The organism is Actinomadura sp. DC4 (genome assembly GCF_030406325.1).
Classification (GTDB): domain Bacteria; phylum Actinomycetota; class Actinomycetes; order Streptosporangiales; family Streptosporangiaceae; genus Actinoallomurus.
In genome coordinates this window covers 18819-42600 of sequence record NZ_JAUEQY010000025.1, presented here as the reverse complement: position 1 = coordinate 42600, position 23782 = coordinate 18819, and the positions used below count along the sequence as shown (strand labels likewise).

At 73.2% G+C, this 23782-nt stretch carries 19 protein-coding genes; 11 read left to right on the top strand and 8 right to left on the bottom strand.

The window, feature by feature from the left end; translation table 11 throughout:
- Positions 1 to 317 precede the first annotated feature (317 nt).
- Together QWU11_RS33465 and QWU11_RS33460 are read left to right on the top strand one after the other, a co-directional pair.
- Positions 318 to 3131, top strand: coding sequence for a LuxR family transcriptional regulator (locus QWU11_RS33465; protein ID WP_290118495.1), 2814 nt, complete (start codon positions 318 to 320; stop codon positions 3129 to 3131).
- Positions 3132 to 3262: 131 nt separating this feature from the next.
- On the top strand, positions 3263 to 5080 hold the full coding sequence (locus QWU11_RS33460) for a sugar phosphate isomerase/epimerase and 4-hydroxyphenylpyruvate domain-containing protein (protein WP_290118494.1): 1818 nt from the start codon (positions 3263 to 3265) through the stop codon (positions 5078 to 5080).
- Positions 5081 to 5085: 5 nt separating this feature from the next.
- Here the strand turns inward: QWU11_RS33460 and QWU11_RS33455 are convergent, their stop codons facing one another.
- The 3 genes from QWU11_RS33455 to QWU11_RS33445 are packed head-to-tail and all read right to left on the bottom strand — an operon-like array spanning position 5086 to position 7901.
- Positions 5086 to 5874 carry a citryl-CoA lyase gene (locus QWU11_RS33455; protein ID WP_290118493.1) on the bottom strand — a complete coding sequence of 263 codons (789 nt, stop codon included), beginning with the start codon at positions 5872 to 5874 and terminating at the stop codon, positions 5086 to 5088.
- Positions 5871 to 7079 (bottom strand): CoA transferase, encoded by a 1209-nt coding sequence (locus QWU11_RS33450; protein ID WP_290118492.1) that lies wholly within the window; start codon positions 7077 to 7079, stop codon positions 5871 to 5873. Before QWU11_RS33450 ends, QWU11_RS33455 begins: the two co-directional genes overlap by 4 nt.
- 33 nt (positions 7080 to 7112) lie before the next feature.
- Positions 7113 to 7901, bottom strand: a complete 789-nt coding sequence (locus tag QWU11_RS33445) for an IclR family transcriptional regulator (protein ID WP_290118491.1) — start codon at positions 7899 to 7901, stop codon at positions 7113 to 7115.
- Positions 7902 to 8224: 323 nt separating this feature from the next.
- On the opposite strand from QWU11_RS33445, the gene QWU11_RS33440 reads away from it, so the two are divergent.
- The 7 genes from QWU11_RS33440 (at position 8225) to QWU11_RS33410 (ending at position 17213) form a co-directional block, all read left to right on the top strand.
- Positions 8225 to 9700, top strand: a complete 1476-nt coding sequence (locus QWU11_RS33440; RefSeq protein ID WP_290118490.1) for an aldehyde dehydrogenase family protein — start codon at positions 8225 to 8227, stop codon at positions 9698 to 9700.
- Positions 9697 to 10689, top strand: a complete 993-nt coding sequence (locus QWU11_RS33435; RefSeq protein WP_290118489.1) for an alcohol dehydrogenase catalytic domain-containing protein — start codon at positions 9697 to 9699, stop codon at positions 10687 to 10689. The genes QWU11_RS33440 and QWU11_RS33435 overlap by 4 nt, the downstream gene beginning before the upstream one ends.
- Positions 10686 to 12446: a thiamine pyrophosphate-binding protein gene (locus tag QWU11_RS33430; RefSeq protein ID WP_290118488.1), complete on the top strand. Its 1761-nt coding sequence runs from the start codon at positions 10686 to 10688 to the stop codon at positions 12444 to 12446. The genes QWU11_RS33435 and QWU11_RS33430 overlap by 4 nt, the downstream gene beginning before the upstream one ends.
- A 62-nt stretch (positions 12447 to 12508) precedes the next feature.
- Positions 12509 to 13666 carry an ABC transporter substrate-binding protein gene (locus QWU11_RS33425; protein WP_290118487.1) on the top strand — a complete coding sequence of 386 codons (1158 nt, stop codon included), beginning with the start codon at positions 12509 to 12511 and terminating at the stop codon, positions 13664 to 13666.
- A gap of 102 nt (positions 13667 to 13768) precedes the next feature.
- The gene (locus tag QWU11_RS33420) at positions 13769 to 14638 is read left to right on the top strand and encodes a branched-chain amino acid ABC transporter permease (protein ID WP_290118486.1); all 870 of its coding nucleotides are present in this window, start codon (positions 13769 to 13771) and stop codon (positions 14636 to 14638) included.
- The gene (locus QWU11_RS33415) at positions 14635 to 16455 is read left to right on the top strand and encodes a branched-chain amino acid ABC transporter ATP-binding protein/permease (protein WP_290118485.1); all 1821 of its coding nucleotides are present in this window, start codon (positions 14635 to 14637) and stop codon (positions 16453 to 16455) included. Before QWU11_RS33420 ends, QWU11_RS33415 begins: the two co-directional genes overlap by 4 nt.
- Positions 16452 to 17213 (top strand): ABC transporter ATP-binding protein, encoded by a 762-nt coding sequence (locus QWU11_RS33410; protein WP_290118484.1) that lies wholly within the window; start codon positions 16452 to 16454, stop codon positions 17211 to 17213. Before QWU11_RS33415 ends, QWU11_RS33410 begins: the two co-directional genes overlap by 4 nt.
- Positions 17214 to 17706: 493 nt before the next feature.
- Here the strand turns inward: QWU11_RS33410 and QWU11_RS33405 are convergent, their stop codons facing one another.
- Positions 17707 to 18129 carry a hypothetical protein gene (locus tag QWU11_RS33405; RefSeq protein WP_290118483.1) on the bottom strand — a complete coding sequence of 141 codons (423 nt, stop codon included), beginning with the start codon at positions 18127 to 18129 and terminating at the stop codon, positions 17707 to 17709.
- A 165-nt stretch (positions 18130 to 18294) separates the two neighbouring features.
- On the opposite strand from QWU11_RS33405, the gene QWU11_RS33400 reads away from it, so the two are divergent.
- Positions 18295 to 19260, top strand: coding sequence for an alpha/beta hydrolase (locus QWU11_RS33400; protein WP_290118482.1), 966 nt, complete (start codon positions 18295 to 18297; stop codon positions 19258 to 19260).
- A gap of 65 nt (positions 19261 to 19325) precedes the next feature.
- Complete coding sequence (locus QWU11_RS33395; protein ID WP_290118481.1) at positions 19326 to 19997, top strand: TetR/AcrR family transcriptional regulator; 672 nt, start codon at positions 19326 to 19328, stop codon at positions 19995 to 19997.
- Between the two features lie 18 nt (positions 19998 to 20015).
- On the opposite strand, the gene QWU11_RS33390 is transcribed toward QWU11_RS33395, so the two are convergent.
- From QWU11_RS33390 to QWU11_RS33375, 4 genes are read right to left on the bottom strand one after another with little or no spacing between them, the layout of a single operon-like run.
- The gene (locus QWU11_RS33390) at positions 20016 to 20465 is read right to left on the bottom strand and encodes a MaoC family dehydratase (protein WP_290118480.1); all 450 of its coding nucleotides are present in this window, start codon (positions 20463 to 20465) and stop codon (positions 20016 to 20018) included.
- Positions 20462 to 21955, bottom strand: a complete 1494-nt coding sequence (locus QWU11_RS33385; RefSeq protein ID WP_290118479.1) for a long-chain fatty acid--CoA ligase — start codon at positions 21953 to 21955, stop codon at positions 20462 to 20464. The genes QWU11_RS33390 and QWU11_RS33385 overlap by 4 nt, the downstream gene beginning before the upstream one ends.
- Positions 21956 to 21967: 12 nt before the next feature.
- On the bottom strand, positions 21968 to 22855 hold the full coding sequence (locus QWU11_RS33380; RefSeq protein ID WP_290118478.1) for an amidohydrolase family protein: 888 nt from the start codon (positions 22853 to 22855) through the stop codon (positions 21968 to 21970).
- Complete coding sequence (locus QWU11_RS33375) at positions 22856 to 23773, bottom strand: SDR family NAD(P)-dependent oxidoreductase (RefSeq protein WP_290118477.1); 918 nt, start codon at positions 23771 to 23773, stop codon at positions 22856 to 22858.
- Positions 23774 to 23782: the final 9 nt, after the last annotated feature.

Genomic DNA, 23782 nt, shown 5'->3' with positions numbered 1-23782 from the left:
CGCTCACCGGCCGTACGGGCCTGCCCGGATGGGTGATATGCGGGCGGCCGATCGCGGGGACCATGGTGACTGTCGCCGTTCGAAGCCTGTGGTGAGGTGGCCGGTCGTGCCGGGACCCGATGGGGGGAACCGGGAGACCGGCGCGATCATCCGCGTCACCATCGCCGTCATCGCTTCGTCCTGCCGGTGACGGCGGGCCGCCGAGGCCCCGGTCCGAACCAGGGGGCCGGTCGGGGTCTCGGCAGGCCCCCGCGAGCCGTTCGCGCAGCTCATGGGGTGCGTTGCCAGGCGGTGAGACCGGGGTGTCTCATGGAGGAATGCGGCCCTACCCGGACGTCACGACCGCCGGCGTGCCCTCATGGCCCGGCTGGCGCGGCCGCCCCGGCGAATGGAGCACCGTCGTCTGCCTGCTCGGCGCGGCCGAGGGCGGCCGGGGCGGCGTGCTGCTGATCGAGGGCGCGGAGGGCATGGGCAAGACCCGCCTGCTGCGCCGGGCCGCCGACCTCGCGGAACACGCCGGGCTCGGGGTGATCCAGGGCGAGGCGGACGAGCTCGGCCAGCTCACGCCGCTCGCCCCGCTGACGTCGGCGCTGGGGGAGTCCGCCGGCACCCTGCTCGCGGACCGTAGCGGGCGCCCGGAGATCGTCGATCTACGGTCGCTGCTGATCGACGCGGTGCGCGTACGGCTGGAGGACCGGCTCGGCGCGGGACCCCTGCTGGTGACACTGGACGATCTCCAGTGGGCCGATCCCACGACCTGCCTGGCGCTCCGGTCGCTGATCCCCGATCTCGTCTCGTACCCGCTGGTGTGGATGCTGGCCCGTACCGGGCGCGATTCGGCCCGGGACCGGCTGTTCGACACGCTGGAGCGCGACGGTGCCACCCGGATCACGCTGGAGGAGCTGGACGAAGGCGCGGTGGCGGAGATCGCCGCCGATGTGCTGGGCGCGGGCGCGGCGCCCGGCGTGCTCGCCGTGGCCTCCGCCGCGCGAGGGAACCCCTTCCGGCTCGTCGAACTGCTGCAGGAGATCGACTCCGAGGGCCTGGTCAAGATCGTCGACGGCTGGGCGCGGCTCGACATCGCCCGGCTGCCCCAGGTGCGCGCGATCGCGCGCCGGCGGCTGGAGCACCTGTCCTCCCCGGCCCAGCGGCTGCTCCAGGTGGCGGCGGTGCTGGGGCGCGCGTTCCCCGTGGACGACCTCGCCGAGATGCTCGGCGAGCTGCCCAGCCGCCTGCTGCCGCAGCTCAAGGAGGCGAGCGCGGCCGGCATCATCGTCTCCGCCGGGGACACACTGGTCTTCCGGCACGAGCTCCTGCGGCGGGCCGTGGCCGAGACCCTGGACACCCCCGTACGGCTGGCGCTGCACCGGCAGGCCGGCGAGATGCTGCTGAACCGGGGCGGTTCGGCCGTCCCGGCCGCCACCCACCTCATGCACTCGGCCCGGTCCGACAGCCCGGCGACGCTGATCGCGCTCGACCGGGCGGCGGACGAGGTCCTGAGGTCCGCCCCGCAGACCGCCGCCGACCTGGCCGTACGTGCCCTGGAACTCACCGCGCCGACGGCGCCCGGCCGCCACGCGCGCATGGCGGCGGCGGTCGAGGCCCTGACGTCCGCCGGGCGGCTGGGCGAGGCCGCCGAGCTCGCCCGCTCCGCGCTCGGCCACGCCCCGCCCGGCGAGGCGGGCCGGCTGCACGGCGCGCTCGCCGCGATGCTCCTGCTGAGCGGCCGGCCGACCGAGGCGGTGAAGGAGGCCACGTGCGTCCTTGCCGGGCCGGACCTCACCGGAGAGGCCCGCGGCGTCGTCGAACTGGCCTGGTTCGAGGGCCTGATCGCGATGTATGACTTCGGCGCGGGCCGGCGGCGCGCGGAGGAGATCGTGGCCGCCCCGGGCGAGCACTGCGACGCCTCGGTGGTCGGCGCGCTCATGCTGCTGATGTGCGTGGCGTGGTCGGAGGGGCGGATCGCCGACGGGCTCGCCCACATCCGCCGGGCGGTCAGGATCGCGGGCCACGGCCCGGTCGGGGCACCGCACCGTACCCCGCCGCGCCTGCTCCTGGCCGGCTGCCTCACCGCCGTGCGGGAGCTGGAGGAGGCCGAGACGCTGATCCAGGCCGTCGAGGACGAGGTCGAGGCCTTCGGGCACACGACGCACGCGGCCCGCCCGTCGCTGACCCGGGCCCGCGTGCGGTTGGCCGCCGGAGCGCTGGACGACGCCGCCGCCGAGGCCGAGGCGGGGCTCGCCATCGCCGATGAGTTCGGCGGGTGCAACTACTACATGCTCTGGGGCCTCACCGCGCTCATCGTCGTCGCGCTGAGACACGGCGACATGGAGCTCGCGGCCCGGTACGCACGGCGTCACCAGGCCGAACGCAAGGACTTCGACGTGATGTGGGGCGCCTGGTCGGTGGCGCTGGTCGGCGAGGCCGAAGGGGACCTCGAACAGGCGGGGGAGACGCTCGGCTACGGCTACGGCGACCCGGGTGTACGGTGCTGGGTCCTCGCGACGGAGCCGATCCTGGCCGCGTGGATGACCCGCATCGCGCTGGCCGACGGCCGCCGTACGCGCGCCGAGAGGGTCGTCGAGACGGCGGAGCTCCTCGCGGTGAACAACCGGGAGTTCCCGGTCCTGGCCGCCGCGGCCGCCCACGCCCGCGGCCTTCTCGGCCGGGACGCCGCCTCCCTGGCCGAGGCGGAGGCCGGGTTCGCCGACCCGTGGGCGGCCGCGTCCGCCGCCGAGGACCTGGGCGTCCTGGTCGCGGAGACCGATGACGATCGCCAGGCCGCCGTCGAGATCCTCGACCGGGCCCTGGACGGCTACCGGCGGATCGGCGCGCGGCGCGACGCGGCCCGGGTACGGGCGAGGCTGCGCGCACTCGGCGTACGACGCCGCCACTGGTCCACGACCCAGCGACCGGCCACCGGATGGGCCGCCCTGACCGCGACGGAACAGAAGGTCGCCCTCCTGGTCGCCCAGGGCCTGACGAACCGCCAGGTCGCGACGCGGATGTTCATCTCGCCGCACACGATCAAGTTCCACCTGTCCAAGATCTTCGCCAAGCTGCACATCGCGTCGCGGACCGAACTCGCCCACCTCGTCGCCGAACGGTCAGTTCTCGCGCGCGAGAACTGACCGCCGGGGATCGCGTCAGGTCTTCCCCTCGCTTCGACGCTGAAGTAACGTACCGGTCCGTACATAAGCGCCATCATGGTCCTCGCCGCCTCCACCGGGGCATTCGACCTCGCCGAGCGAACGGGGGGAACATGCGGAAGTCCATCGCCACGGTCTCGCTCAGCGGGCCCCTGGCCGGCAAGCTGACCGCGGTCGCCGAGGCCGGGTTCGACGGCGTGGAGATCTTCGAGAACGACCTGCTCGCCAGTCCGCTGAGCCCGGAGGAGGTGCGCCGCCGGGCGGCCGATCTCGGCCTGAGCATCGACCTCTACCAGCCGTTCCGCGACTTCGAAGGGGTCCCGGACGGCGTCCTCGAACGCAACCTGCGCCGCGCCGAGGCCAAGTTCGACGTGATGGAACGCCTCGGCGCCACGCAGCTGCTCGTCTGCTCGAACGTCTCCCCGGACGCCATCGGCGACGACGCGCTCGCCGCCGCGCAACTCGGCATCCTCGCCGGGCGGGCGGCCGACCGCGGCATCCGGATCGCCTACGAGGCCCTCGCCTGGGGCCGCCACGTCGACGACTACCGCCACGCCTGGAGGATCGTGGAGCTGGCCGGCCATCCCGCGCTCGGCACCTGCCTGGACAGCTTCCACATCCTGTCCCGCGGCTCCGACCCGCGCGGCATCGAGGACATCCCGGCCGAGAAGATCTTCTTCCTCCAGCTCGCCGACGCGCCGCCGATGTCCATGGACGTCCTGCAGTGGAGCCGGCACCACCGCTGCTTCCCGGGGCAGGGCGACTTCGACGTGGCGGGACTGGTCGGCCACGTCCTGGCGGCCGGTTACCGCGGGCCGCTGTCGCTGGAGGTCTTCAACGACGTCTTCCGCCAGGCCGACGCCGCCCGTACCGCCAAGGACGCCATGCGGTCCCTGATCGCGCTGGAGGAGTCCCTCCCGCCGGGGCCGCGGAACGCGACCCTCACGCCCCGCCCGGTGATCCCGTCCGGGTTCGCCTTCGCCGAGCTGGCCACCCCCGACACCGGCCGGCTGAGCGGCCTGCTCACCGCGCTCGGCTTCACCCGTAAGGGCGGACACCCCGGCAAGCCGGTCGAGCTGTGGGAGCAGGGCCAGGCCCGGATCCTGCTGAACACCGGCGGGCCGGGCAGCGCGGCCGGCCCGGCCCTGTCCGCCATCGGACTGGAGACCCCGGACCCGGCGGGCTCGGTCAAGCGCGCAGAGACGCTGCTCGCCCCGGTCCTGCCGCGCTCGCGCGCCCCGCACGAGGCGCCGCTGGACGCGGTCGCCGCGCCCGACGGCACGGAGCTGTTCTTCTGCCGTACGGCCAAGCCGGACCATCCGAGCTGGCGCGACGACTTCACCACGGTCCCCGGCGACGTGGCCGGGTCGTCCGGGATCACCCGCATCGACCATGTCGCCCTCACCCAGCCGTGGCACTACTTCGACGAGGCGTCGCTGTTCTACCGCAGCGTGCTGGGGCTGCGGCCGCACGAGAGCCTGGAACTCGCCGACCCTTACGGCCTGCTCCGCAGCCGGGCGGTCTCCAGCCCGGACGGCGCCGTACGCGTGGCGCTCAACGTCGCCTACGTCGGCTCGCGGCCCGGCGCCGTCGATGTGCCCTGGCAGCACGTCGCGCTGGGCACCCGGGACATCGTCGCGACCGCCCGCCGGCTGCGCGCCGCCCCGGACCTCCTGCTGCCGATCCCGGACAACTACTACGACGACCTCGAGGCCCGCCACGACCTGGGAGCCGAGCGCCACCGCACGCTACGGGAGCTCGGGCTGCTGTACGACCGGGACGACCGCGGGGAGTTCCTGCACCTCTACACGCGGACGACCGGGCGCGTCTTCTTCGAGATCGTCCAGCGCTTCGGCGGATACGAGGGGTACGGGGCGGTCAACGCGCCGATCCGCCTGGCCGCCCAGCACGCGCGGCCCGGCGTGGGCTGAGCCGCTCAGGGGATGTGGGCGGGCAGGATCGAGCGGGGGATCGGGCCCTTGTTGCGCGTGCCCTGCTGCGTCTCCTCCCACGCGTGCGCGAGGATGCCGACGCTCCGGCTGAGGACGAACAGGCCGCGCGCCAGCGGGGCCGCGAAGCCGAGCTCGGCGTAGACGATGGCGGTCGCACCGTCGATGTTCATCGGCACGGGCCTGCTGCGCGAGCGGTTCAGCACGGTCTCGACCGCGCGGCCGGCGCGCAGGTGGTCACCGGCGACGACGCCGCCGGCCACGGCCGCGTCCACCAGGGACAGCAGCGGGTCGCGCCGTGGGTCGACGGGATGGAACCGGTGGCCGTAGCCGGGCAGGTAGCGCGGGCGCGACGCGATGACCCGCTCGGCCGCGGTCTCGGCGTCGACGCCCGAGGCCTCCGCCTCCAGCACCTCGGCGAGCAGCTCGACGCACTGCTCGCCGGCCCCGCCGTGCGAGTCGCCGAGCGTGTTGACCGCGCTGGCCATGGCGTTGTTCAGGCCGACCCCGCAGGTCGCCGCCATCCGCGCGACGGCGATCGAGGGCGCCTGCGGCCCGTGGTCGACCCCGGCGACCAGCGCCGCCTCCAGCAGGGCGGTCTGTGCGGGGGCGGGCATCTCCCCGCGCAGCATCAGCCAGATCATCGCGGTGAGGCCGATGTTCCCGATGAGGTCCTGTACGGGACGGCCGCGCAGCTCGACGACGCCGGGTTCCATCCGGGACACGGAGGTCGCCCACCAGCCGGCGACGGCTCCGGTCGGGTCGATCGCGTTCACGCGGTCTCCGCTCGCGGGCTCACGACGTCGGCGGAGGCGGTCCACCGGGCCACGAGAGCCTCCCGCTCGCCGTTGTCCTGGCCGAGGAGCGGCGGCGGCGCGGCGGGGCGCAGCGGCTCGCCGTCGTGCAGCACCCCGCTGCCCGCGACGCGCAGCGTACGGGCGGGGCTGCCGGGGAAGGGCAGGTCGGTGACGAACCCGCGGTGGCCGAGCTGGTCGAGTTCGAGCGCCTGCGGCACCGTGACGATCCGGGCGGCCGGCACCCCCGCCGGCACGAGGATGCGTTCCCACTCCCCGGCGGTCCGGAGGCGCAGCGCTGCGTTGAGCTCGTCGTTGAGCTCCGCGCGGTGGCGCTTGCGCGCCTCCCGCTCGGCGAACCGCGGGTCGGCTGCCAGCTCGGGCCGGCCGACGAGCGCGCAGAGCGTCTCGAACTGCCGCTGCTGGTTGGCCGCGATGTTCAGCGGCCCGTCGGCGGCATCGAACGTGCCTGACGGGGCCGCCGTCGCGTTCTGGTCGCCCGTCGGCTCCGGTGCGACCCCGCTGACCAGGTAGTTCGAGACCGTCCACCCCATGGCCGAGATCGCGGCCTCCAGCATGGAGACGTCGAGGAAGGTCCCCTCACCGGTCACCGACCGGCCGGCCAGCGCGGCGGCGACGTGCAGGGCCGCGGCCAGGCCGCCGACCGTGTCGCAGACGGGGAACCCGACGCGCAGGGGGGCCGTCTCCGGCGTCCCGGTGACGCTCATCATCCCGGACAGCCCCTGGATGATCTGGTCGTACGCCGGAGCCTGGCTCATCGGGCCGGTCTGCCCGAAACCGGAGATGGCGCAGTAGACGAGACGCGGGTTGATCTCGTGCAGGCGCGGCCAGCCGAAACCGAGACGGGCGAGCGTGCCGGCGCGGAAGTTCTCCAGGAGCACGTCGGCGCCCCGGAGCAGGTCGGTGAACGTGTCCCGGCCCGCGGGGTCCTTGAGGTCGAGCTCGACGGACTTCTTACCGGCGTTCTGGGCGAGGAAGGACGTGCCCAGCCCGGCGCCGTTGAGCGCCGGGTCCGGCCCGAGCCGCCGGGCCAGGTCGCCCTGGCCGGGCACCTCGATCTTGACGACCTCCGCGCCGAGCAGCATGAGCTGGTAGCCGCAGTACGGCCCGGCGAGCACGTTGGTCAGGTCGAGGACCCGGACTCCGCTGAGCGGTCGTTCCTGCATTCGTTGACTCCTTCGACGGGTCCGCGCCGCGTGTCAGATCGCCGGGCTGAGAGGGTGGTCGAAGCCCCGTTCGGACATCTGCCGGGCGGCCTGCCGCAGGTCCGCGGAGAACTGCTCGACGTGGTCGTCGGAGAACCGCACGGTGGGACCGCTCAGCGACAGCGCGGCGACGACCGCGCCGGAACGCCCGGTCACCGGGACCGCGACGGCGGACAGGCCGTCCTCGCGCTCGCCGTGGCTGACCGCCCAGCCCTGGTGGGCCGCCTCCCCGATCCACTCGGTCAGCCGTTTCACGTGGCCCTCGCCGTACGGCGAGCTGCGGGCGACCCGCGTCAGCAGGCTCTCCGGCGCGTCGCGGAGCAGGACCTTGGACGCGGCGCCGGCCCAGAGCGGAAGCTCGTCGCCGACGTGCACCACGTGGCGGAGCGGCTGCGGGCTCTCCTGCTGCGCCACGCACACGCGGTGGATGTCGCGGAGCATGTAGAGGTTGACGGTCTCGCGCCGGCGCGCGCCGAGGTCGCGCATGAGCCTCTGCGTCTCGGGCGGGAGCTCCCAGCTGCTGCGCGCCAGGTGCGCCCAGCGCCACAGCCCCGGCCCGGCGAGATAGCCGCCCGGCGCCGCCCACAGCAGGCCGTTCTGCTCCAGCGTCTGGACGAGCCGGATGGCCGTGGTCTTGGCCAGGCCGGTCGCCTCGACGATCTCGCGGATCGACACCGCGGGCCGCTCTTCGCTCAGCAGCGCCAGGATGTCCAGTGCTCGCTGGACGCTGCGCACGCCCGACGCGTCGGGCGCGGAGCCGGATCTGGAGTTCGCTGGACTCACTGGTGGTCACTCCCCGAGTTCTTTGCCGGTCCGTACGTTACACGGCGTCCATACAGCGGTCGAGACGGTCCATTCAGTGGTCCGACTGAGGGATCCAGAAAAGTCCGGTGAGGGGCTTCCCCTCTGTGAGGCACGTCACCTATAACTAACTCACTGGTTCGAACATTAGGAGCCGATGTGAGCTCGTGGCGGAGTACCGCCGTCCGGCGTGGCGCACAACTTCCGGTTGACGGCTATTGCCAGCGCGCACGGAGGGACCGTACGTTGACCCGAAGTCCGTACAGCAGCACATCTGGACCGCTGAACGGTCCGGGAGGAATGTGATGCTGGAGACGATCCTCGAGCCCGGCGTCGCGGTCACACGGGCCGCCGCGCTCGTGGGCGGCCGGTGGATCACCGAGGGCGAGCGAAGCGAACGGGTCGGGCCGTTCGTGCGCCGCCCGGTCAGCCGGGCTCCCGTCGCCGGCCCATCGGAGATCGCCGCCGTACGCGCCTACGCCAGGGACGCCGCCCCGGACGTGGCCCGGCTGTCCCCGGCCGCGCGGGCCGAGATCCTGGAGCGCGCCTCGGCGGCGGCCGCGGGCAACCGCGACGCCCTCGCCCGGCTCCTCGCGCTCGAACTCGGCAAGCCGGTCAAGGACGGCCGCGGAGAGATCGACCGGGTCGCCGACACCTTCGCGGTGTGCGCGGCCGAGGCACGCCGGATCGGCGGGGAGACGCTGCCGGTCGCGGGCTGGGCGCGGGGCGTCGGCAACACCGCCTTCACCTACCGCGCGCCGGTGGGCGTGACCCTGGCCATCACCCCGTTCAACGCGCCGGCGAACCTCCTGGCGCACAAGCTGGGCGCCTCCTTCGCCGCGGGCAACACCACGATCGTCAAGGCACCGCCGCAGGCGCCCGCCGCCTCCGCCGCGATCGTCGCGCTGCTGGTCGAGGCCGGGATGCCGTATGAGGCCGTCCAACTGCTCCACGGCGGGGGCGAGGTCGGCGCCGCGCTGTGCGCCGCCGAGGAGGTCGGCGTGATCAGCTTCACCGGAGCCGCCGAGACCGGCGACGCCGTCGCCCGGTCCGCGGGGGCCAAGCGGCTGGTGCTGGAGCTGGGCGGCAACGCCGCCACCATCGTCTGCGAGGACGCGGACGTCGCCGAGGCGGCCCGAGTTTGCGCGCGGACCGGCTACACCAACTCCGGGCAGAGCTGCATCTCGGTGCAGCGGGTGTACGTGCACCGCTCCCGGTTCGCCGAGTTCCTGGAGCACTTCACCTCCGCCGCGGCCGCGCTGACCGTCGGCGACCCGTCCGACCCCGGGACGGACGTCGGCTCGATGGTCGACGAGCACGCGGCGGAGCGGGTCGTACGGTGGAGCGCGGAGGCCGCGGAGGCCGGCGCGCGGGTCGTGCTCGGCGGCACCAGAGACGGCGCCACGGCCGCGCCGACCATCGTCGCGGAGCCGCCGCCGGACGCCGCGGTCGTCACCCGCGAGGTCTTCGGCGCCCTGGTCGCGGTGCTGGCCTACGACGAAATGCCCGAGGTGATCGGCCGTCTCAACGCCGGCCGGTTCGGGCTGCAGGCCGGATTGTTCACCCGCGACCTCGACCGCGTCATCACCGCCTGGCGCGACCTGGAGGTCGGCGGCCTGGTGGTCAACGGCTCCTCCAACTTCCGGCTGGACCACGTGCCGTTCGGCGGGGTCAAGGACTCCGGCTTCGGGCGCGAGTCGCCGCGCTGGATGATCGAGGACTACACGGTGGTCAAGACGCTGCTGCTGCGCGGCACCTCGCTGTGGGGCGACCGCGCGTGAGGGCGGTCACCCTGGTCTCGCCGGACACCGTGGCCGTCGTGGACGACTGGCCGGAGCCCTCCTGCGGGCCCGGCGAGGTGATCGTCGCCGTCCACGGCGTCGGCCTGTGCGGGTCCGACCTGGCCGTCGCCTCCGGGCGCCGCCCGGTGCCCACGCTGCCCTGGGTGCTCGGCCACGAGGCGTTCGGCGTGATCCTCGCCGCCGGCCGCGACGTCACCGACCGGCGTCCGGGCCAGCGCGTGGTCGTCGAACCGAACTACGCCTGCCTGACCTGCGGCCCCTGCCGGTCCGGCGCCACCGCCGGCTGTACGGCGCGCCGCGCCGCCGGCATCTCCGAGCACGGGCTGCTGGCCGAGCGCGTCGCGGTGCCGGCCCGGTTCACCTGGCCCGTACCCGACTCCTGGGACGAGGCCGACGTCGTCTGCGTCGAGCCGCTCACGGTCGCGGTGGGCGCGGTCCACGCGAGCGGCCTGCACGAGGGCGACCCGTGCCTGGTCGTCGGGGCCGGGGCCCAGGGCCTGCTCGTGTGCCTGGCGGTACGCCAGGCCGGCGGCGTGCCGTACGTCATCGAGCCCCACGAGGGCCGCCGGGCCCTCGCCGAACAGGTCGGCGCGCGGAGCGCCGGCGCGCGGACGGCGTTCCCCGCCGTCATCGAGACCTCCGGCGTCCCCGAGGCGTTCGAGGACGCGGTCGAGCGCGTCGCCCACGGCGGCTGCCTCGTCGCGGTCGGGCTGAGCACCCGGCCCGCGCGCCTGCCCACGTTCACCCTCGTCCAGCGGCGGCTCACCCTGCGGGGCTGCCTCATCTACGACCACCCCGTGGGCTTCGCCCAGACGATCGCGATGCTGCGGAGCCACGACCTGCGGCCCGGCCGGGTGCTGCGCGAGCGGTTCGAACTCAGCCAGGCCCCGGCCGCGTTCGCCCAGGCCTCCCGCGTCCCCGGCAAGTCCTGGATCAGCCTGCCCCGCACCGAGGAGATGGCCTCATGAGCGTGGACACCTCGATCGAACACTCCGTGTCGGCGGCGCACGCGCTCGTGGAGCAGCTCGAGGCCTACGGCGTGGAGTACGTCTTCGGCACCTGCGGGCACACCAACATCGCGCTGCTGGACGCCCTGAGCGGCAGCTCGATCGGCTTCGTCATCGCACGCCACGAGCAGGCCGCCGCGCACGCGGCGGACGGCTACGCCCGCGCCTCGGGACGGCCCGGCGTGCTGCTGGCCCACGTGGGCCCCGGGATGATGAACGCGGTGACCGGGGTGGCCACCGCCGCCATGGACTCGGTGCCGCTCGTCGCGATCTCGGGCGACGTGCCGTCCTACTACCACGGCCGGCATCCGCACCAGGAGGTCAACCTCCACGCCGACGCCGACCAGGCCGCGATCTACCGGCCCTTCGTCAAGCGCGCCTGGCACGTCCACCGCGCGGAGGACCTGGGCCGGTTCGCCGAGCGGGCGTTCTGGACCGCGACCTCGGGCCGGCCGGGCGCGGTCCTGCTCAACGTCCCGATGGACCTGTTCTCGCGCCCGGTGGCGCGGACGGCCCATCCGCTGCCGGCCGAGACCCCCGCGCCGGACCTGCCGGCGTCGTCCGCCGCGAGGATCGCGACGCTGCTGGCCGGGGCGGACCGGCCGCTGATCTACCTCGGCGGGGGCCTGCGGGAGGGCGCCGGCCGCGACGCGCTGCTGGAGATCGCCGAGCACCTGGACATCCCGATCGTGCACTCGCTGATGGGCAAGGGCGCGGTCCCCGACCGGCATCCGCTGCTGCTGGGCATGCCCGGGTTCTGGGGGCTGGAGACCACCAACGACTACGCGCGCGAGGCCGACGTCGTCCTGGCGCTGGCCACGCGCTTCGCCGAGACCGATGCCAGCTCCTGGGACCCGGGCCACACCTGGAACCTGGAGGCGCCGGGGTCGCGGCTCATCCAGATCGACATCGACCCCGCCGAGATCGGCCGCAACTACCCGGTGGAGATCGGCGCGGTCGCCGACGTGACGCTCGCGGTCCAGGCGATCGCCCGCGCCGTACGGGAGGCGGACCCGGTCGCCCGGCCCGAGCTGCGCGACCGGATCCGCGCCGCCCGCACCGCATTGTTCGCCGGCAGCCGCGAACGCGGCCGCGCCGGGGACTTCCCGCTCCGCCCCGAGCGCATCCTGAACGACCTGCGCGACGCGCTGCCGGCCGAGGCCGTGCTGGTCACCGACGTCGGCTGGAACAAGAACGGCGTCGCCCAGTGCTACGAGCTGCCGCCCGAGGGACGGTTCATCACCCCCGGCGGCGCCTCGACGATGGGCTTCGGGCCGGCCGCCGCCGTCGGCGTCCAGATCGCCTGGCCCGGCCGCGTCGTGGTGGCCCTGGTCGGCGACGGCGGCATGAGCGCCCAGCTCCCCGCCGTGCCCATGGCGGTCGAGCGGGGCCTGCCGGTGATCTTCGTGGTGATGAACAACCGCGCCCACGGCACCATCGCCGACCTGCAGGCGGCCAACTTCGGCGGCACGTACGGCTGTGAGTTCCGCGATCCGGACGGCCGGGCGTACAGCCCCGACTTCGCCGCGTTCGCCGAATCGTGCGGAGCCGACGGCTACCCGGTCGCCGGGCCCGGTGACCTGCTGCCGGCGCTGCGCTCGGCCATCGCCCGCCGGCGGCCCGCCGTGCTCGACGTGCCGATGGTCAACGAACCGGTGCCGGCACCAGGGCACTGGAACATCAAGGACATCTACCAGGGTGTCTTCCCCGAGGCGTGACCCACCGCTGATCTCGCGCCGCAGCCGATCCCCGCCCGATCCCCCCACAGAGGTGACCTCCAATGCCCGACCTTCCCAGGCTCCGTGCCGGCGCGCTCGCCGCCGGCGTCCTCACCGTGATCCTCGCCGGTGCCTGCTCGGCCCCCGGCGAGTCCAAGGACTCCGGCTCCAGCGGGTCCGGCCCCATCAAGATCGCCCTCGTCGACGCGCAGAGCGGGCAGCTCAGCTCGCTGGGCAAGTGGGAGTACAAGGGCGCCAAGCTCGCCGTCGACGAGTGGAACAAGGCCGGCGGCATCAACGGCCGCAAGGTCCAGCTCACCGTCTTCGACGACCAGGGCGACCCGACCGTGGGGACCAACCTCGCCCGCAAGATCGACAGCCAGAAGTACATCGCGATGATCGGCACGGCGGAGAGCGCCGTCACGATCGCCATGGCCCCCACGCTGCGCCAGGCGGAGATCCCCAACATCGCCTCGGGCCAGTCGCCGGGCATGGTGGCGCTGAAGAGCCCGTTCCTGTTCCTCAACGGGCCGACCAGCACGACCTATGACGAGACGCTCGCCGAGTACCTCATCGACGGCAAGAAGATGAAGAAGATCGCGCTGATCAGCAACAACGGCGCGTACGGCAAGGGCGAGCACGACGCCTTCCTCAAGGCGCTGTCCGGCCGGGGGATCACGCCGGTCGCCGACGAGGTGGTCACGACCGACCAGAAGGACTTCAGCGCGCAGCTGACGAAGATCCGCCAGAAGCAGCCGCAGGCGGTCTTCATCGGCTCGGAGGAGGTCGAGTCCGGCCTGATCGTGAAGCAGGCCCGCGACCTGGGCATCAGCGCGCCGTTCGCCGGCGCGGCGCCGCAGGGCACGCCGGTGTTCCGCGACACGGCGGGGACGGCCAACGTCGAGGGCACCATCGTCAGCTCGCCCTACCTCAGCAACGACACCAGCGACGCGACCAAGAAGTTCGCCGCCGCGTACAAGGCCGCGTACGGCGAGGACGCGGAGCTGCACGGCGCCAAGGCCTACGACGGCACGCAGATCATGCTGACCGCGATGAAGAACTCCGGCGTCGCGACCGGCAAGAAGCTGGCCGACGCGATCCGCGCGGTGAAGTACGAGGGCCTGATGGGGAACTTCGCCTTCGACGCCACCGGGGTGGGCATCTCCGCCACCTCCATCGGGATCATCAAGAAGGGCGAGCTGATCAAGGCCGAGAGCTGAGCCCGTGCCCAGGACGAACCACGGCCGCCGGACCTCTGGGTCCGGCGGCGCCGCCCTTTTCTCCGGCCGGTACCGCATCCGGCCCGCGGCAGAAAGAGAACCATGCAGGTCTTCCTTCAGACACTGATCGGCGGGCTGAGCCTCGGCGCGGTCTACGCCCTGGTCGCGATGGGGTTCTCCCTGGTCTACCGCACCATGGGCCTGGTCAACTTCGCGCACGCCGACGTCTTGATGATCGGCGCGTACACCGCCTCGACGTTCTACACCTCCACCAAGCTGCCCTTCGCGGTCGCGATGGTGTCGGCCATCGCGGTCACCGGCCTGATCGGCCTCGTCATCGAACGGGTGCTGCGTCCGCTGGAGAACAAGGACGTCACCCTCATGCTGATCGGCACGATCGGCTTCGGCATGGTCCTGCAGGCGGTCGCCATCCTCATCTGGGGCGCGACCGGGCGGGCCGTCCCGTCACCGGTCAAAGCCGCTCCGCTGGAGTTCCTCGGTCTGCGGATCCGCACCTACGACCTGGTCGTGGTGGCCATCGCCGCCGTCGCGGTCGTGCTGCTCGTGGCGTTCCTGCAGCGCACCAAGCGCGGCGCCGCGATGCAGGCGGTCGCGATGGACCACGAGGCGGCCACCGCGGTGGGCATCCATGTGGGGCGCAGCAACGCCATCGCGTTCGCCATCGGCGCCGGGCTGGCGGCGCTCGCCGGCGGCCTGGTCGGCCCGATGCTGTACGTCAACCCGACGATGGGCGGCACGCTCGGCATCAAGGGGTTCGCCGCCGCCATGCTCGGCGGCTGCGGCAACATCCCCGGCGCGGTCGTCGGCGGCCTGGCCATCGGGGTGCTGGACTCCTACGCCGCCGGTCACTTCCAGGGCTACTCCGAGCTGGTCGTCTTCCTCGTCTTCACCGTGATCATCATGATCCGCCCGACCGGCCTGTTCGGCGAGACGACGGTGAGCCGCGCATGAGCCTGAAGGACCGCCGCCTCGTACGGCCCGCGACGCTCGTGGCGCTCCTCGTCGCGGCCTGGGCGCTGCCGTACGGGCTGGGCGGTTACGCGATCCACGTCGTCGACATCGCGCTGGTCTTCGCGCTGCTGGCCATCGGCATGGGCCTGGCCATGGGCATCGCCGGCCAGATCAACCTGGCGCAGATCGCCTTCTTCGGCGTGGGCGCCTACACGACCGCGATCCTCACGACGCACAACGGCCTGGGCTTCTGGCCGGCGGCGGCGCTGGCCGTGGTCGCCGCCGCGCTGATCGGCCTGCTGGTCGCGATCCCGGCGCTCCGCATGCAGTCGCACTATCTGGGCATCGTGACGCTCGGCCTGGCGCTCGGCTTCATCAACTGGACCACGAACGCCGGGCTCGCCGGCGGGGCCGACGGCATCTCCGCGATCCCCGTGCCCCCGATGTTCGGCGTCGACCTGTCGAGCGAGTACCTCTACTACTACCTCGAGGTCGTGGTGTTCGCGGCCGCGCTGGCCTTCGGCCTGTTCGTGGTCCGCACCTCGCTCGGCCGCCGGATGCGGGCCATGCGCGACGACCCGCTCGCGGCCGGGGCCATCGGCGCGGAGATCCCGCTGCTGCGGATGACCGCCTTCCTGCTCTCCAGCCTGTACGGCGGCGTGGCCGGCGTGCTGTACGCGGGCCTCATCCGTTTCGTCGCACCCGACACGTTCAACATCGCCAACATGTTCCTGCTGCTGGCCATGGTCGTCATCGGCGGGCGGCAGAGCCTGGTCGGCTGCGTCATCGGCGCCGCCGGCCTGTCGCTGGTCCGCGAGCAGCTCGTGGACTACCCGACGTACGCCCAGCTCGGCTTCGGCGTCGTCGTCGTGCTCATGGTGGTCTTCGCGCCCACCGGCCTGGCGGGCATCCCGGCGCGGGTGCGCGGCGTGCTGGAGCGGCGGCGCGGTTCGTCCGAGCGGGCGGCGCTGCGGCCGTTCCAGCCGTACGAGGCCGCCGAGCGGGCGGGTGAGGAGGACGGGCCGCCGATGCTGGAGGTCCGCGAGGTGAGCAAGCACTTCCGCGGGCTGCGGGCGCTGAAGGACGTGTCGCTGACCGTGAACCCCGGGGAGATCCGGGGCATCGTCGGCCCCAACGGCTCGGGCAAGACCACGCTGTTCAACGTGGTCAGCGGGTTCTACCGGGCGTCGGGCGGCCGAATCGCCCTCGCCGGGCGCACCGTCTCCGGCGTCCGCCCGTACCGCCTGTCCCTGCTCGGCCTCGCGCGCACCTTCCAGAACCTCCGGCTCTTCGCCGACCTGACGGTCAAGGACAACGTGCTCGTCGCGCTGGACCGGACCCGCGCCCACGCGATCTGGCGGTACGTGCTGTGGCCGGTGGCGATCTGGCGGCAGGAACACCGGCTGAACCACCAGGCGGACGCCCTGCTCGCCCGCTTCGGGCTGACCGAGTTCGCCGGCGCGCCGCCGGGCTCACTGCCGTACGGGATCCAGCGCCGCATCGAGATCGCCCGCGCGATGGCGGGGTCGCCGCGGCTCCTGCTGCTGGACGAGCCCGCCGCCGGGCTCAACGGGGAGGAGGTGCGCCAGCTCGCCGAGATCGTGCGCTCGATCCGCGACAGCGGCGTGACCGTGGTCCTCATCGAGCACAACATGGGCCTGGTCATGTCGCTGTGCGAGCGCGTGACCGTCCTGGCGGGCGGCACGGTGATCGCCGAGGGCACGCCGGCCGAGGTGGCCGGCGACGCCGCGGTGATCGAGGCCTATCTCGGCGACTCGGCGATGGCCGACCTGCCCCTGCCGGAGGTGACGCAGTGAACGAGCCGGCGGCCGTGACCGGTGAGGAGCCGGTGTCCGCGACGGGCGACACGCTCACCGTGGAGGACCTGTCGGTGCACTACGGCGGGGTCTGCGCGGTGCGGTCGATCGGGTTCACCGTGGCCCCGGGGCAGGCGGTGGGCATCATCGGCGCCAACGGCGCGGGCAAGACCTCCACGCTCAAGGCGCTGATGGGCCTGGTGCCGCGCAGCGGCGGCCGGATCAGCTTCGGCGGGACCGACCTGACCAGGGTGAAGGCGCGCGACGTGGTCCGCCACGGCATCGGGTACGTCCCCGAGGGCCGGCACGTCTTCCCCGGGCTGACGGTCGAGAAGAACCTCCTGCTCGGGGCGTACGCCCGCTCCTGGCGCGGGGAACAGACACGCGACGGCCTCGCCGAGGTGTACGCGCTGTTCCCGGTGCTGGCCGAGATGCGCGGCCGGCTGGCCGGCGCGCTGTCCGGCGGCCAGCAGCAGATGCTGGCGGTCGGGCGCGCCCTGATGGCCCGGCCGCGGCTGATGCTCCTGGACGAGCCGTCGATGGGCCTGTCACCCAAGCTGGTGGAGGACATTCTCGGCGTCCTGCAGCGCCTGCGCGCCGACGGGCTGAGCCTGCTGCTGGTGGAGCAGAACGCCAAGCTCACCTTCGAGGCCACCAGCGACTGCCTCGTCATGGAGAACGGCGAGGTCGCCATGACCGGCACCTCCGCCGAACTCCGCGACGACGTCCGCGTCCGGCGCATCTACCTGGGGCTCTAGCCTCCGGCGGCCGGGGCCCGGCCGCCGGAGGGCGTCAGCGGCGGAAGGGCCCGGCGCCAATGGCCGACTCGATGCCGCCCACGAGGAGGTGCTGGAACCGCGGCGCCCCGGCGAAGCCCGAGCCGCCGCCGGGGTGGGCCTTCGCGCCGTGCCCGAGCGCGGTGAACCACGCGCCCGCCGTCGTAGTACCGGCACCAGGCGACCGGGAGCCGTGGATCGGCGGGTGGTTCCGCGGTGCCGCGAAGATGACCGCGTTCCCGGTCCGCCGCCGGATCCTCGGCTGGTGCGCGGAGGAACCGGCGGAGCCGCCGGTCCTCCCGCGCGGCCGGGGACGAGGCGGGCGGCCGCCTGACCGAGGAGAGCGACGCCGGCGCGATCGTGATCGCCACCGGCGGGCTCGTCCGCGTCCCCGGGGTCGAGGGCATGAATCTGCCGCACGTCGGCGCGCTGCGGGAGTGGCCGCGGCTCGGCGAGGAGCCGCCGGAGCGGTGCGTCATCTGGGGCGCTCGGCCTCGGCCCAGACCTCGCGGGCACCGGCGGCGCGGACCGGGAGGAGACGGCCGTCGCCGGCCATCTGGCCGCACTCGGTGGCGAGATACCGCTCGCCGGCGCCCGGCCGGAACCGGCCCCGGAGATGGGCCGCCGGGCCAAGCCGCTCCCATCGGCCCGCCTGGCGGAGAACCCGCGAGCACGCGTCCTGCTCCGCGCCGGGATCCGTAAGATCCGCCGCGACCGTCTCCCGGTGACCGGCCCGGCGGGCCGGGAGCGGATCGCGGCGCCGGGCCCGGTCGGCGTCCGGCCTATCGCGCCGGCGTCCGTCGACGAAGTCCCCGCTCGCGCGCCCGGCGTCGAGCCGGCGACACGCACGCCGCTCCATCTGGTCGGCGAGGCCGCGTACGCGGAGGCGTCGAGGCACGCCGGCGCGACCGCGCGCGGACCGCCTGCTGCCCCGGCCGCGCTGACCGCGTGGCGTCGGGCGATCGGCGTCCGGGCGCCGTCGCCGTGTCGTACCTTCGCTGGTGAGCCCGGCCGTCTTCGCTGGTCAGGGCACTGATCAAGCCATTCGTCGAAAGGTCGTCAGATGTCCGACCCTGCCCCTGTCGTTCTCGAGGAGGCGGCGCGGGCGTTCGCCGACGCGAACGCCCGGCCGCCCTTCCTGCACCAGCTGACCCCGGCCGAGGGCCGCGCGATCGTCGACCAGTTGCAGGCCGACCCGCAGCCGGCGCCCGCCAAGGCCGGCGTCGCCGACCTGACCGTCCCCGGCGGGCCCGGCGGGCGGGTACGGGTGCGGATCATCCGGCCCGAGGGTGCCATCGGCGTCCTGCCCGTGGTCCTCTACGTGCACGGGCTCGGCTGGGTCTTCGGCGGCCCGCAGACCCACGACCGGCTCGTACGGGAGATCGCCGCCGGCACCGGTGCCGCGGTGGTCTTCCCCGACTACAGCCTCTCTCCGGAGGCGAAGTACCCGACGGCGATCGAGGAGGTCTTCGCGGTCGCCCGGTGGATCGCGGCGAGCGGCGGGGAGCACGGGCTCGACACCACGCGCGTCGCGGTGGCCGGCGACTCCGTCGGCGGGAACATGGCCACGGTCACCACCCTGCTCGCCAAGCAGCGGGGCGGCGTGTCCTTCCGCGCCCAGGTGCTCTTCTACCCCGTGACGAACGCGGCGTTCGACACCGGCTCCTACGAGCGGTTCGCGGAAGGCTACTTCCTCGCCCGCGAGGCGATGCGGTGGTTCTGGGACCAGTACACGACCGACCCGGACCAGCGCGCCCAGATCACCGCGTCCCCGCTCCGCGCGGACCTCGAGCAGCTCGCCGGCCTGCCGCGGGCGCTCGTGATCGTCGCGGAGGCGGACGTTCTCCGCGACGAGGGCGAGGCGTACGCGGCCAGGCTCCGCCAGGCCGGGGTGCCCGTCACGACCGTGCGTTACGCCGGGATCATCCACGACTTCGTCGGCCTGAACCCGCTGCGGAACACCCTCGCCGCCGAGGAGGCGATCGGCCAGGCCATCGCGTTCCTCCGCCGCGCGCTGGCCGTCGCCTGACCCGGGGTGGGGCCGGGCGAATAGGATGATGTACCGCCCGTGACCCGCTGCCTCTGTGGAGTCCCATGTCCTCCCAGCCCGCCACTCCCGCGTCGGAGGAACGCCGCCGCGACGCCGACCGCACCAAGGCGGAGATCCTCGAGGTGGCCCGGCGGGAGTTCGCGCGGCAGGGGTACGCCGGCGCCCGCGTCGACGAGATCGCCGCGCTCATGCGCACGACCAAGCGGATGATCTACTACTACTTCGGTGGCAAGGAGAACCTCTACGTCGCGGTGCTGGAGAAGGCCTACGCCGAGGTACGCGCCGCGGAGGCGACCATCGACGTGGAGCACCTGGCGCCGGTCGAGGCGATCCGCACGCTCGCCGAGCTGACCTTCGACCACCACGACGCCCACCAGGACTTCATCAAGCTGGTCAGCATCGAGAACATCCACCGGGCCGAGCGCCTCCGCCGCTCCGAGGCCCTGGTGAACCTCGGCGCGCCCGTCACCGACCTGATCTCCCGCATCCTCGACGCCGGGCGCGCGAGCGGGGACTTCGTCACCGGCGCCGACGCGATCGACGTGCACATGATGATCAGCTCGTTCTGTTTCTTCCGCATCTCCAACCAGCACACCTTCGGCGCCCTGTTCGGCCGCGACCTGACCGCGCCCGAGCACCGCGCCCGGCACCGGACCATGGTCGGCGAGATGACCGTCGCCTACCTGACCGGCGCCGGCGCCCGCCCGGCGCCCTGACCAGGGCCTGACGCGGCCTCAGCGGTAGAACCGCAGCACGCTCTGCAGGACGCACGCCGGTTTGTCCCGGCCCTCGATCTCGATGACGCCGTCGAGCGTGACCTGCGTCCCGTCGCCGGCCACCTCCTCCACGGAGGCGATCACGGCGGTGAGGCGGATCCGGGCGCCGGCCGGCACGGGAGCGGGGAAGCGCACCTTGTTGAGCCCGTAGTTGACCTTCGTCGTGACGCCGGAGACGTCGAGCAGGCCGGAGAACAGCGGGATGAACAGCGACAGGGTGAGGTATCCGTGCGCGATCGTGCCGCCGAACGGACCCTGCGCGGCCTTCCCGGCGTCCACGTGGATCCACTGGTGGTCATCGGTCGCGTCGGCGAAGGTGTCGATCCGTCCCTGGGAGACGGTGATCCAGTTGCTGTCGCCCAGATCCTTGCCCACGAGCCCGGCGAGTTCGTCGATGTGCACCTTCATGATGGCTCCGTTCCGTACATCTCGCGCAGGCGCGCCTTGAGGATCTTGCCGGTCCCGTTGCGGGGGATCGCGTCGGCGAAGACGACCGACGCGGGGACCTTGTACTTGGCGAGCCGGCCCGACAGCCCGCCGAGGACGCGCTCGGCGGTCAGCCCCGAACCGGGGCGGGGCACGACGATGGCGCGGCCGGTCTCGCCCCAGCGCTCGTCCGGGACGCCGATGACCGCGCACTCCAGGACGTCGGGGTCGGCGAGCAGGGCGTTCTCCACCTCGGCGGGGTAGACGTTCTCCCCGCCGGAGATGATCACGTCCTTGATCCGGTCGACGATGTAGGCGTACCCATCCGCGTCGAGGCGAGCGGCGTCGCCCGTACGGAACCATCCGTCGGTGAAGGACCGCGCGGTCTCCTCCGGCAGGCCCCAGTAGCCGGGCATGACGTGCGGCCCCTTGACCACGACCTCGCCGGGCTCGCCGGTCGGCACCTCCTCCAGGTCCGGCCCGACCACCCTGACGTCGGTGAAGAAGTGCGGCACGCCGGCCGAGCCCGCCTTCGACACCGCGTGCGCCGCGTCGAGGAAGAGCGTGCCGGGCGCGGCCTCGGTCATGCCGTAGCCCTGCAGGAACGTCAGGCCACGCTCCTGGTAGGCGGCGATGAGCGACGCGGGGACCGGGGAGCCGCCGCAGGTCAGCAGCCGCAGCGAGGACAGGTCCGCCGCCTGCCACCGGGAGGAGCGCGCCACGGCCTGGAACATCGCCGGCACCCCGAACATGAAGGTGACCCGGTGCCGTTCGATCAGGTCGAAGGTGGCGTCGGGGTCGAAACCGGAGGTCAGCACGCAGGTGCCGCCCTTGAGCAGCACCGGCAGCGTGAGCATGTTGAGCCCGGCGGTGTGGAACAGCGGCGCGGACACGAGCGCGACCTCGCCCGCGATCAGGTCGTGGTCGATCAGGACGTTGACGGCGTTCCACGTGATGTTGCCGTGGGTGAGGACCGCGCCCTTGGGCCGCCCGGTGGTCCCGGACGTGTACATGATCATGCAGGGGTCGTCGAGCGTCACCGGCACGTCGATCGGCTCGCCGTCCCGCGCGCACGGCAGCCGCTCGTACTCCTCCATAGCGATCTTCCTCGGCCCCGTCACGCCGGCCACCAGCTCGGCGTGGGTCGGGGCGTGGATGAGCACCGACGCGCCGGAGTCGGTGAGCTGGTAGGCGATCTCCGGGCCGGCCAGCCGCGCGTTGAGCGGGACGAACACCCCGCCCAGCATCCCGGTGGCGAACAGCGTCTCCAGGAACGACGGATGGTTGAAGCCGAGGTAGGCGACCCGGTCGCCGGGCTCGACGCCCAGCCCCCGCAGCGCGTGCGCGAGGCGGACGACGCGGTCGCGCAGCCCCGCGTACGTGAGGGGCGTGCCGTCCTGGATCAGCGCGGTGTGACGGGGGGTCTTGCGGGCTCGTCGTACGGGCCACGAGCCGAGGCCTTGGTTGCGCATCGTGTACCTGTCTCAGGAGGTCGGCCGGTCGGGGAGCAGGCCGAGCAGTCGTGCCGCGTTGTGCTTGAGAATCTTGGGACGGACCTCGTCCTTCATCGGCAGCGCGGCGAAGTCCTTGAGCCAGCGGTCCGGGCTGATCACCGGATAGTCCGAGCCGAACAGCACCTTGTCCTGCAGCAGGCTGTTGGCGTACCGCACGAGCTGGGGCGGGAAGTACTTCGGCGACCAGCCGGACAGGTCGATGTACACCGTCGGCTTGTGGGTGGCGACGCTCAGCGCCGCGTCCTGCCAGGGGAAGGACGGATGGGCGAGGATGATCGGCATCGCGGGGAAGTCGACCGCGACGTCGTCCACGCGCATCGGGTCGGAGTACTTCAGCCGGATGCCCCCGCCGCCGGGAAGGCCCGCGCCGATGCCGGTCTGCCCGGTGTGGAACAGCGCGATCGCGCCGAGCTCCTCGATCGCCTCGTACAGCCCGTACGCGAGGCGGTCGTCGGGGAAGAAGCCCTGGATGTTCGGGTGGAACTTGAATCCCTTGACGCCGTACTCCTCGACCAGGCGGCGCGCCTGCCGTACGCCGGCCTTGCCGCGGAACGGGTCGATCGAGGCGAACGGGATGAGCACGTCGGGGTTGGCGGCGGCGGCCTCGGCGACCTCCTCGTTCGGCACCGGCGGGGTACCGGTGGCGTGCTCGGCGTCCACGGTGAACACCACCGCGGCCATCTTCCGCTCGCGGTAGTAGGCCGCCATCTCCTCCAGGGTCGGCTTGCGCGCCCCCTTGTCGACCTTGAAGTACGCGCTGGAGGCGTCGTGCAGCGCGTCGTCGAGGGACGCGCCGCCGCGAGAGGAGACCTCCGCGTGGGTGTGCACGTCGATCGCGGTCAGTCCGGCGACGTCCATTCACGCCCCCGGAGCGGGGATGCCGACGGTCTCCGGCTCGCGGCCGACCGAGGTGGGCCACGCAGCGGCGATGGACTCCGGTGTCCACCCGCCGTCGGCGTACGCGATCGACACCTCCTGCGGATGCGACCACAGCGCGAGCTTGTCGCCGCCGATCCCGACGCACTGCCCGGTGATCTCGCGGGCGGCGTCCGAGGCGAGGAAGGGCACCAGGACGGCGCAGTCCTCGGCGGTGCCGAACCCCTCGCCCTTGCGCAGGAAGTCCGGGAGCTCGGCGCCGTGCCGGTGGGCCTCGACGTAGGGGGCGAACGCCGGGATCGTCTCGGTCATCGCCGTGGCGGCCACCGGGACGATCGCGTTCACCGTGACGTTCGCCCGCGCCAGCTCCATCGACCAGGTACGGGCCATCGCCGCGATGCCGGCCTTGGCAGCGGAGTAGTTGGTCTGGCCGAAGTTGCCGCGCTGCCCGGCAGGAGAGCCGACGAGGATGAGCGTGCCGCCCTCGCCCTGCTCGCGCAGCCGTACGGCGGCGGCGCGCGCACACGTGAAGGTGCCGCGCAGGTGCACGCCGATGACCGCGTCGAACTCCTCGTCCGTCATCTTCCACAGGACGTGGTCGCGCAGGATGCCCGCGTTGGTGACCATGACGTCGAGCCGGCCGTACGCCTCGACGGCCCGCGCGACCAGGCGGTCGGCGACCTCGGCGGAGCCGACCGGGCCGGCCTCGGCCACGGCCTCGCCACCGGCCGCGCGGATGCCCTTCGCCGCGTCCTGGGCGGCCGCGCCGTCGACGTCGTTGACCACGACCGAGGCGCCGGCCCGCGCCAGCGCCGTCGCGTACGCCAGGCCGAGGCCACGACCGGCGCCGGTGACGACGGCGGACTTCCCGGTCAGGTCGACGGTGATGGGCTGTGTCATTTCGCTGGG

What these genes read in the sequence shown, in the direction of transcription:
- QWU11_RS33465 (WP_290118495.1), top strand. Translation starts at nt 318, where the DNA reads ATGCGGCCCTACCCGGACGTCACGACCGCCGGCGTGCCCTCATGGCCC.
- QWU11_RS33460 (WP_290118494.1), top strand. Translation starts at nt 3,263, where the DNA reads ATGCGGAAGTCCATCGCCACGGTCTCGCTCAGCGGGCCCCTGGCCGGC.
- QWU11_RS33450 (WP_290118492.1), bottom strand. Translation starts at nt 7,079, where the DNA reads ATGCAGGAACGACCGCTCAGCGGAGTCCGGGTCCTCGACCTGACCAAC.
- QWU11_RS33440 (WP_290118490.1), top strand. Translation starts at nt 8,225, where the DNA reads ATGCTGGAGACGATCCTCGAGCCCGGCGTCGCGGTCACACGGGCCGCC.
- QWU11_RS33430 (WP_290118488.1), top strand. Translation starts at nt 10,686, where the DNA reads ATGAGCGTGGACACCTCGATCGAACACTCCGTGTCGGCGGCGCACGCG.
- QWU11_RS33425 (WP_290118487.1), top strand. Translation starts at nt 12,509, where the DNA reads ATGCCCGACCTTCCCAGGCTCCGTGCCGGCGCGCTCGCCGCCGGCGTC.
- QWU11_RS33420 (WP_290118486.1), top strand. Translation starts at nt 13,769, where the DNA reads ATGCAGGTCTTCCTTCAGACACTGATCGGCGGGCTGAGCCTCGGCGCG.
- QWU11_RS33415 (WP_290118485.1), top strand. Translation starts at nt 14,635, where the DNA reads ATGAGCCTGAAGGACCGCCGCCTCGTACGGCCCGCGACGCTCGTGGCG.
- QWU11_RS33400 (WP_290118482.1), top strand. Translation starts at nt 18,295, where the DNA reads ATGTCCGACCCTGCCCCTGTCGTTCTCGAGGAGGCGGCGCGGGCGTTC.
- QWU11_RS33395 (WP_290118481.1), top strand. Translation starts at nt 19,326, where the DNA reads ATGTCCTCCCAGCCCGCCACTCCCGCGTCGGAGGAACGCCGCCGCGAC.
- QWU11_RS33390 (WP_290118480.1), bottom strand. Translation starts at nt 20,465, where the DNA reads ATGAAGGTGCACATCGACGAACTCGCCGGGCTCGTGGGCAAGGATCTG.
- QWU11_RS33385 (WP_290118479.1), bottom strand. Translation starts at nt 21,955, where the DNA reads ATGCGCAACCAAGGCCTCGGCTCGTGGCCCGTACGACGAGCCCGCAAG.
- QWU11_RS33380 (WP_290118478.1), bottom strand. Translation starts at nt 22,855, where the DNA reads ATGGACGTCGCCGGACTGACCGCGATCGACGTGCACACCCACGCGGAG.
- QWU11_RS33375 (WP_290118477.1), bottom strand. Translation starts at nt 23,773, where the DNA reads ATGACACAGCCCATCACCGTCGACCTGACCGGGAAGTCCGCCGTCGTC.